This is a genomic window from Candidatus Profftella armatura (Diaphorina cf. continua), assembly GCF_016593155.1.
Lineage (GTDB): Bacteria > Pseudomonadota > Gammaproteobacteria > Burkholderiales > Burkholderiaceae > Profftella > Profftella armatura_A.
Genome location: NZ_AP023215.1, coordinates 227,566 through 236,893, shown reverse-complemented (window position 1 = coordinate 236,893; position 9,328 = coordinate 227,566). Strand labels below are relative to the sequence as shown.

7 protein-coding genes and 2 tRNA genes are annotated in these 9,328 nt (G+C 19.6%); 6 read left to right on the top strand and 3 right to left on the bottom strand.

The genetic code is table 11. The annotated features are described in order from the left end of the window. Window positions 1-552 precede the first annotated feature (552 nt). A complete protein-coding gene (locus JIC14_RS01035) occupies window positions 553-1,623 on the bottom strand; it encodes an acyltransferase domain-containing protein (protein WP_201329605.1) in 1,071 nt (356 codons plus the stop codon). Between the two features lie 710 nt (window positions 1,624-2,333). On the opposite strand from JIC14_RS01035, the gene JIC14_RS01030 reads away from it, so the two are divergent. Together JIC14_RS01030 and JIC14_RS02115 are read left to right on the top strand one after the other, a co-directional pair. Continuing rightward, window positions 2,334-2,543 carry a hypothetical protein gene (locus JIC14_RS01030; protein ID WP_201329941.1) on the top strand — a complete coding sequence of 70 codons (210 nt, stop codon included), beginning with the start codon at window positions 2,334-2,336 and terminating at the stop codon, window positions 2,541-2,543. Window positions 2,544-2,550: 7 nt separating this feature from the next. Continuing rightward, complete coding sequence (locus JIC14_RS02115; protein ID WP_201329953.1) at window positions 2,551-2,847, top strand: hypothetical protein; 297 nt, start codon at window positions 2,551-2,553, stop codon at window positions 2,845-2,847. Window positions 2,848-2,922: 75 nt separating this feature from the next. On the opposite strand, the gene mutY is transcribed toward JIC14_RS02115, so the two are convergent. Next, entirely contained in the window at window positions 2,923-4,038 is a 1,116-nt protein-coding gene (gene mutY, locus JIC14_RS01020) for an A/G-specific adenine glycosylase (protein ID WP_201329940.1), read from the bottom strand. Between the two features lie 492 nt (window positions 4,039-4,530). On the opposite strand from mutY, the gene JIC14_RS01015 reads away from it, so the two are divergent. The 4 genes from JIC14_RS01015 (at window position 4,531) to JIC14_RS01000 (ending at window position 7,954) form a co-directional block, all read left to right on the top strand. Continuing rightward, a tRNA-Gln gene (locus tag JIC14_RS01015) sits at window positions 4,531-4,604 on the top strand. A gap of 242 nt (window positions 4,605-4,846) precedes the next feature. Then, window positions 4,847-5,464: a 50S ribosomal protein L25/general stress protein Ctc gene (locus tag JIC14_RS01010; protein WP_201329939.1), complete on the top strand. Its 618-nt coding sequence runs from the start codon at window positions 4,847-4,849 to the stop codon at window positions 5,462-5,464. Window positions 5,465-5,556: 92 nt separating this feature from the next. Continuing rightward, window positions 5,557-5,645 (top strand) — tRNA-Ser (locus JIC14_RS01005). 77 nt (window positions 5,646-5,722) lie between these two features. Continuing rightward, complete coding sequence (locus JIC14_RS01000) at window positions 5,723-7,954, top strand: NADP-dependent isocitrate dehydrogenase (protein ID WP_201329938.1); 2,232 nt, start codon at window positions 5,723-5,725, stop codon at window positions 7,952-7,954. Between the two features lie 14 nt (window positions 7,955-7,968). Here JIC14_RS01000 and JIC14_RS00995 read toward each other — a convergent pair whose 3' ends face one another. Beyond that, on the bottom strand, window positions 7,969-9,267 hold the full coding sequence (locus JIC14_RS00995; RefSeq protein ID WP_201329937.1) for a hemolysin family protein: 1,299 nt from the start codon (window positions 9,265-9,267) through the stop codon (window positions 7,969-7,971). Window positions 9,268-9,328 lie beyond the last annotated feature (61 nt).

Below are 9,328 nucleotides of genomic sequence, written 5' to 3'. Positions count from 1 at the left end.
TTTAAAATACACAAAAATCAAGCAGGTTTTATATTAATATAAAAACCTGATGGGTTTTACTAAAAATGCTTTAAAAAAAAGCGCGATTTATAAGATTTCTTGAAATATAAAAAATAAAAATATAAATATTTTTATTTAATTAGTAATTTTTTTAAAAAATTCATTAATATATAAATATCTAAAGATAGATATATAAAAAAAAATTACGCTAAATATTTATTTAATTAGTAATTTTTTTAAAAAATTCATTAATATATAAATATCTAAAGATAGATATATAAAAAAAAAATTACGCTAAATATTTATTTAAAATAGTGAATTTTTTATAATTAAATTAATGTTTTAATGAAGACTAATTCAATGAAGTTATTATAATATAAAAAATAATAGCAATATTATATTAACAAAAAAATATTATCAAAACAATTTTTTTAAATATAATAAAATATATTTATATAAAAAAAATAATTTTTATTGAATTTTATTATTTAATTCAAAATAAAATTTCAATCTATATATAAAAATTTATAAATAAAAATTTATTTTAAAATCTTAAGAATTAATTAAAATTTTTAATTTTTTTTTAGCTAAACCTATATTAATTATATTTTTATTAAAAGGATCTACAATTTGAATAACTCTATTTCTTTTTTTTATACATAAATTATATTTAATAAATGTTCCCATATTTCCGGATGGACTTAAATCTATATAAATTGCTTTTGGATATTTTTTTTGAAAATCCGTAATAACTCTACTAAATTGTATTGGTTTTCTTATTATATTCCACCAATAATCCCCAGAAAAAAACTTAATATTATTTACTTCATTTAACGATAAATATGCACAAGATATTATCGGTATAGTAGATTTTTTAATAATTCTATTTTTAAAAATTAAATTAAATTTATCTTTTATAATATCAATATGCGAAGAATGAAAGGCAGTTGATACTGGTAATATTTGATATGTAATTTTTTTTTCTTTTAAAAATTTTATAATTTTTGTAATTTTATTATACAATCCAGAAACAACAAAACAACGTTCAAAATTTATAGCAGCAAGTTCATATTGATACTTATCATAAAATATCGAATTAATATAAGAATTATTAATATAATCAATTACTAAAATCATCGCTCCGTTGTTACAATAAAATTCAAATAAAAATGCTTGTTTAATAATATCAAATAAACTTTCCTCTACTTCTGTAATATTTGCAAATGCAGCTGCTATAAATTCTCCAAGACTAGCACCAAATAAAATATCAGGTATTTTAAAATCTTGAGCTAATAAAGTTTGAGACATAGCATATTGAAACATAAATAAAGCCGGGTGCGTATATAAGGTTTGATTAAAAAATTCAGTTTTAGAAAACTCATTATTATAAAGAATTTTTATAATTGATTGACCAATATATTTAATAGATATTGTATCTAATTTTTCCATCCAATATCGAAAAGTAACATCTTTATTATAAAGAGTTTTTCCCATATTGAAATACTGAGACCCTTGCCCAGAAAACATCCATACAATTGGTGAATCACCTATAAATTTATATTGAATTGTATTAATAAATTTATTGAAACTGTATTCTTTATTATTTTTTGATATTTTAATCATTTTTAATTTAAAAATTGAAAAATATTTTATTATATATTAATAAAAATTTTAATAAAAAAAAAGGAAAATTTTTAATTTAAAAAATAATAAAAAATATCTTTAACAATTTTTTTTTAGTTATAGATTTTTTAGTATTTAGATCGATAATTAGTTAATAAATAAAATATTTTCAACATTATAAATATAGATAATGTACATAGTTTTAACTGTATTTGTACAAAAATTATAATTAAATGTGATTTTTAAAATATATATAACGTAAATATTTAAAATTAACATAATAAAAACTATAAATTTAAAAAAACGAAATTTATAATATAATTTATAATATAATAATTTAATTTTTTCTCTTAAAACTCCATATAATTATATTAATTATAAAAATATCACAATATTATCTATTATTTATATGGATAAATTTAAGTAACCTCATCGCTGAAATATTACCTTTAATAAAATATTATCAGTGATTAATGCATAATACGGAAAATTAATAATACATATACCCCCTTTTTTTATGTCTCAAATAAAATTTTAAAATTTTGTAATCTTAATTTTATAAAAAAAAGATTCATTTATTCAAATTTAATTTTTAAAAAAATCTTTTGTTTGAAATATTTATCCTCATAAAAAAATTATATAATATTAATAAAATTATATATTAAATTTTAAAATAAATATACCAATCTAAATAATTATTATTTCATAGTATGAAATTAGTAAAAGAAGTTCGAGTTGAAAACGTTATTTTGTTTCAAAATAAACCAATGATAGTTTTACGTTCAGATATTCATAGATCATGTCGAAATGATTTTACTTATAAATGGAAAATAAAAAATATTTTAACAAATAAATTTATAAAAAATATTTTTCGTGGTGATAAAAAAATTAATGTAATTATTTTTAAAAAAAACCAATGAATTATCTATATTTTACAATCCATTTTATATATTTATAAATAAAAATTACGAACAATATGAATTAAAAATTAAAAATATTAGAAATATCTTAAAATTTTTTAAAAATGATATGGAATATGAGGGTATTTTTTACCAAGAAAAAATTATTACAATTGAATTACCCGCCACAATAATACGAAAAGTTATATATTCAGAACCCACTGTCAGAGAAAATACTTCTAGAAATATTTTTAAAAAAATTAAAATTGAAAATACAATTAAAAAATATTATTATGTTATTTTAAATTCATTATTTGTAAATTAAAATAATTTAATTGAAATTGATACCCGTACAAATAAATATAAAAAAATAATAAGAGATTAAATTTGTATATAAAAATTATTTTTTTAATATTTGAGAAAATATTTTTCTTACTGGTGCAGGAATAGGAGAATGTTTTATTTTTTTTATTGGATACCATATAAAGTTATTTTTTTTTTCTTTCAAGAAGCATTTTTTTAAAAAAATTTGACAAGGTATAATGTTAAATTTTAAATGTGTTAATTTATGAAAAATTTTAGGTAATATTAAATAATTTTTTATAATCCCAAATAATGATACAAATTTTTTAATTTCAAGATCAATAAAATTTTTTAAATTATCATTTAAACAATTAATAATTTTATTTTTTAATATATATTCTGGAAAAGATAATAAATCTCCCCAAATACCCTTACTTGATCTTTTTTGAAAAAGCACATAATCATCATCAATAATTATAAACATCATAATAGAATGATTTTTGATATTTTTTCTTTTAATTAAAAAATTATTTATTTTTTTAGTTTTATAACTTATACAACATAATTTCAAAGGACAAATTTCACATTTAGGTTTAATTCGCACGCAAATTATTGAACCAAAATCCATTAGGCCTTGAGTATATATTTCTATATTTTCTTTCGGTAATAAATTAATAGCATAATACCATAATTTCTTTTCGATAAATTTGATATTCGAAGAGCAATTAATTCCTAGAACTCTTATAAGAATACGTTTAACATTTCCATCTAAAATAGCATTTCTTTTTCCATAAGCAAATACCCTAATAGCAGAAGCGGTTGATTGTCCAATTCCAGGTAAATTTATTAATGAAATAAAATCTTTTGGAAAAATTCCATTACACTTAAAAAAAATATGTTTAGCACAAATATGTAAATTTCTAGCTCTAGAATAATATCCAAGTCCACTCCATAATTCCATTACTTTTTCTAATTTAGCCTGTGCTAAGGACATTATATTTGGAAATTTTTTTAAAAAACGTTGATAATATGGAATTACAGTATTAACTTGAGTTTGTTGCAACATTATTTCAGATAACCATATATAATATATATTTTTTGTATTTTGCCATGGTAACATATGTCGACCATATTTTCTTTGCCAAGAAATAATAGTATTAGAAAAAAATTTTTTATCAAATTTATTAATTTCTATTTTATTTTTTTTAACCATTTTTCATAAAGAATTTTTTTAAAGTTTTTAAATTTTATAAAACATATTATTTTTCATTTTAATTTTAATAAATTGACAAAATTCAAAAATTCTTATAAAATTGAAAAATTTTTAAGAAGTTTTCAAAAATTATTGGAAATATTTTTAATTATTTTTTCCTATATTCATTTTTTAATATTATTATTTTAATATTTTTAATATTATTATTTTAATATTTTTAATATTTTTAATATTATTATTTTAATATTTTTAATATTATTATTTTAATATTTTTAATATTATTATTTTAATATTTTTAATATTATTATTTTAATATTTTTAATATTTTTAATATTATTATTTTAATATTTTTAATATTATTATTTTAATATTTTTAATATTTTTAATATTATTATTTTAATATTTTTAATATTATTATTTTAATATTTTTAATATTATAAATAAATATATTTTAAAATATATTTTAAGTATTAAATATTAAAAAATGAATATAGGGGAATAGCCAAGTTGGTTAAGGCACTGGATTTTGATTCCAGCATTCGAGGGTTCGAATCCTTCTTCCCCTGAATTCTTTATAAAATAATAAAATTTCTTTATAAATACCTCTCATATTAATAATAATTATTATGTAAATAATAATTATTATTAATATCTTAAAAATATTCAATTTTTTTGAGTCTATAATTTTTATTTTAATGAATGTTTAATTAATAAAACTTTGCATATTTAATAATATTTATATTATAAATTTAATAATATTTATATTATAAAATTTCTTTCTTATAAAGAATTAAAGGAAAAATAAAAAATGAAAATTATTGCATTTAAACGCATAAAAAAAGGAACTGGTTTTAGTCGAAATTTACGTAAAATAGGAAAAATACCTGGTATTATATATGGAGGAAATAAAGATCCTGTTAAAATAATAATGAATCATAATATGATATATTATGCATTAAAAAAAGAAATTTTTCATTCTTCTATATTAAATCTTGAAATTCATGGAAAAGTTGAATTAGTTTTATTGCGTAATTTTCAATTACACGCATATAAAAAACTAGTTTTACATGCGGATTTTCAACGCGTTGATACAGAAAAAAAAATTCATGTAAAAGTACCTTTACATTTTATAAATTCAGAAATATCACCTGCTATAAAATTACATTCTTGTATAATAAGTCATGTAATATCTGATCTATATATCTCTTGTTTACCTAAGGATTTACCTAAATTTATAGAAATTAATTTAGAAAAAATGGAAGTAAATACATCTATTCACTTATCGAATATAAAATTACCTAAAGGTATTACTGTAATTCATAGCACAGAAGAAGACCCAACAATAGCAACAGCAATAATTCCAGCCAATACATTAGAATTAGAAAACAATTCATCAACTGAAAAAGAAAAAAATAGTAATCCATAAAATTTAAATTAATTAAATATATAATTTTTCATTCTTAAATTTAAATAATATTAATTATATATTTAATTATATTTTTTAAAATTTATAATCAAGGAGAGATGGATGAGCGGTTTAAGTCGCACGCCTGGAAAGCGTGTATAAGTTAAAAAACTTATCGAGGGTTCAAATCCCTCTCTCTCCAAAAAAATTCAAATTCTGATTTTATAAAACAATTTAAATTATTCAGAATAATTAAAAATACAAAGGATTTATAAAATAATGACTATTAATAGATCAACTATTTTTTATACATTAACTGATGAAGCACCCATGTTAGCAACTTATTCTCTTTTTCCTATTATTAAAAAATTTACTAAACCAGCGGCTATCGAAATTATTAGTAGTAATATTTCAATAGCTGCTAGAACATTATCTAAATTTTCTTCTTATTTAAGAGAAGATCAAAAAATTTCAGATGATTTATATAAATTGAGTCAATTAATTATAAAACCATATATCAATATTATTAAATTACCAAATATTAGCGCATCATTACCACAATTAATTAATGTGATTTCCGAATTACAATTACATGGTTATAAGATTCCTGATTTTCCCGAAAATCCTAAAACTGAAAAAGAAAAATTAATAAAAATAAAATATTCTCAATTAATCGGCAGTGTAGTTAATCCAATATTAAGAGAAGGTAATTCAGATCGTCGAATACCGGTATCAATTAAAAACCATGCACGTAAAAATCCATATTATATAAAAAAATGGAGCCCTAATTCTAAGACGCATGTTTCGTGTATGAATAAAGGTGATTTTTATGCTAATGAAAAAAGCATTACATTAAATAAATCTTGTAATATTAGAATGGAATTACTGTATAGTAATAAAAAAATTCTTATTTTAAATAAAAAAATATCATTATTAAAAGATGAAATCCTTGATAGCTCATTTTTAAGTAAAAAATTATTATGTGATTTTTATGAAAATCAAATAAAACATGCACATAAAAATGATCTTTTATTATCATTACATTTAAAGTCCACTATGATGAAAAAGTCAGATCCAATTATTTTTGGATATGCAATAAAAACTTTTTATAAAAATGTTTTTATAAAACATGAAAAAATATTTAAAAAATTAAATATTAATATAAATAATGGTTTAAGTAGCTTATTCAATAAAATAAAAATTTTACCAAAAAATAAATATGAGGAAATAATGTATGATATAAAAAAATGCAATATTAATGGGCCTTCATTTGCAATGGTTGATATAAAAAAAGGAATTAGTAATTTACATGCACCAAATCATATAATTATCGATTCTTCTATGGCTACTATGATACGAAATGGAGGGAAAATGTGGGATAAAATTGGTAATGAAAAAGAAACTAAAGCTCTTATTCCTGATAGTACATTTGCTAAAATTTATCAAGAAATTATTAATTTTTGTAAAAAAAATAATTTAGATCCATCAATAATGGGAACAGTGCAAAATATTGGATTAATGGCTCAAAAATCTGAAGAATATGGTTCACATGATAAAACTTTTAAAATTCCTTACGACGGTATAGCTAGAATTGTTGATATTTATAATAATGATGTTTTAATTGAGCAACATGTTAAAAAAGGTGATATCTGGAGAGTATGTCAAACAAAAGATGAATCAATTAAAAATTGGATTATATTAGCAATTAATCGAGCAAAACAAACTAATATACCAACAATATTTTGGTTAGATACTAAGCGTCCACATGAATTCGAGATAATTAAAAAAATTAGATCGTTTTTTAAAAAATATAATATAAAAGATATAAAAAATATTCAAATTATGTCTAAAATTGATGCCATGAATTTTACATTAAAACGCTTAATTAATGGTCAAGATACTATTTCTGTAACAGGAAATGTTTTACGTGATTATTTAACTGATTTATTTCCAATATTAGAATTAGGCACTAGCTCTAAAATGTTATCCATTATTCCATTATTATCTGGTGGAAGTTTATTTGAAACAGGTTCCGGTGGTTCTGCCCCCAAACATGTTGAGCAATTTTTAAGAGAAAATCATTTAAGGTGGGATTCATTAGGCGAATTTTTAGCTTTATTATCTTCTTTGGAATGTCTTTTTATAAAAACAAATAATAAAAAAGCTAATATTCTTTCAAAAACATTAGAAATAGCTATTAACAAATTACTTGATTACAATAAATTACCATCACCGATTGTTAATGAATTAGATACTAGAGAAAGTCAATTTTATTTAACAATATATTGGGCACAAGCATTAATAACACAAAAATTAGATAAAGATTTAAATTATTTCTTTACTCCTTTTTTTAATGCTTTAATGAAGAATCAAAATAAAATTATTAAAGAATTTAAAGATATTCAAGGAAAATCAGTAAACATTGGTGGTTATTTTATGCCAATTAATAAATTAATAAATAATGCAATGCGTCCTAGTAAAACTTTTAATAAATTATTAAATTTAATATAAAAATTAATTAATATTTATTTTTTATTTTTTAATATAGTTATTAAAAGACGTTCTATTCGATTATTATTCATATCAATTACTTCTATTTTTAAATTTTTCCATGTAAAATTTTCTGATATTCTTGGGATATGACCAAGAAATGTCATTACAAAACCAGCTAATGTATGATAATTTCTAGAATTTTTTATTGGAAAATTTACTTGAGTTGATAATAATTCCTGAAATCGATCAAATGTCATACTAGCATTTATTATCCAAGATCCATCTTCACAAAATTCTATTTCTTCTTGATAGATATTATCTGATATATCTTCTATTAAAGAATGAATTATATCGTTAATAGTAATTATTCCTTCAATTTCACCATATTCATCAATTACCAATGATAATTCGGATTTATTTTTTTTAAGTGTTTCTAGCAGTTGCATGATGCTAATTGTTTCCGGTATAAATAATGGAGGTTGTACAGCAGAAGCAATATCAATATTTATAATTGAACGATTAAAAATAATTTTTTTAAATAAAGTTTTAGTATTCAGAGTACCAATTATTTGAGAAATACTTTTTTTATAAACCGGAAAATAATTATAAGAACTATTGAAAATTTTAATTAAATTTTTTTCAATATCATCATCAATATCAATAAAATTTACTTTCATACGAGGTGTCATTAAGGCTATTACACATTGATCATCAAGTTTTAAAGCACGAGACGCAATGTTATATTCTATTTTATTAAAAATTCCAATATCAACGCCTTCACGAAATAATTTAGAGATCTCTTCTTCTGTTATTAAATCATTTTTTTTGTATTTGATATTTAATATATCTAAAATAGATTCAGTGCTAATTGTTAATATTTTAACAAATGGCCCCATTAATTTTAATAAAAATAACATTAAGGGAGAAATTATAGAAGCAACTTTTTCCGAATATTGCATAGCAATACGTTTTGGAATTAATTCTCCGAAAATTAATGAAAAAAAAGTAATACTAAATACCACAATAATTAATGAGATTTCATGCGCATAAGGTCTCATTAATGAAAAAAATTCTATTTTAGGTGTAAGAGAAGCAACTAAAGATGCCTCTCCAAATGCTCCATTAAAAATACTAATTAAAGTAATACCAATTTGAATTGTTGAAAAAAAATGAATTGGATTTTCAGAAAGAATAAGTGCTGATAAAGCACCAATACTACCTTTTTCAATTAATTTTTTTAATCTTACACGTTTAGATGTAATTATTGCAATCTCGGACATTGAAAAAATTCCGTTTAAAAAAATTAATCCTATAATAATTATGATATTCACTAGAAAAAGTTTTTAAGTTAATATTATTAAATATTTCATATTTTAATTAAAATAAAAAATA

Coding starts and splice junctions, on each gene's coding strand:
- JIC14_RS01000 (WP_201329938.1), top strand. CDS start 5,723: ATGACTATTAATAGATCAACTATTTTTTATACATTAACTGATGAAGCA.
- mutY (WP_201329940.1), bottom strand. CDS start 4,038: ATGGTTAAAAAAAATAAAATAGAAATTAATAAATTTGATAAAAAATTT.
- JIC14_RS01010 (WP_201329939.1), top strand. CDS start 4,847: ATGAAAATTATTGCATTTAAACGCATAAAAAAAGGAACTGGTTTTAGT.
- JIC14_RS01035 (WP_201329605.1), bottom strand. CDS start 1,623: ATGATTAAAATATCAAAAAATAATAAAGAATACAGTTTCAATAAATTT.
- JIC14_RS01030 (WP_201329941.1), top strand. CDS start 2,334: ATGAAATTAGTAAAAGAAGTTCGAGTTGAAAACGTTATTTTGTTTCAA.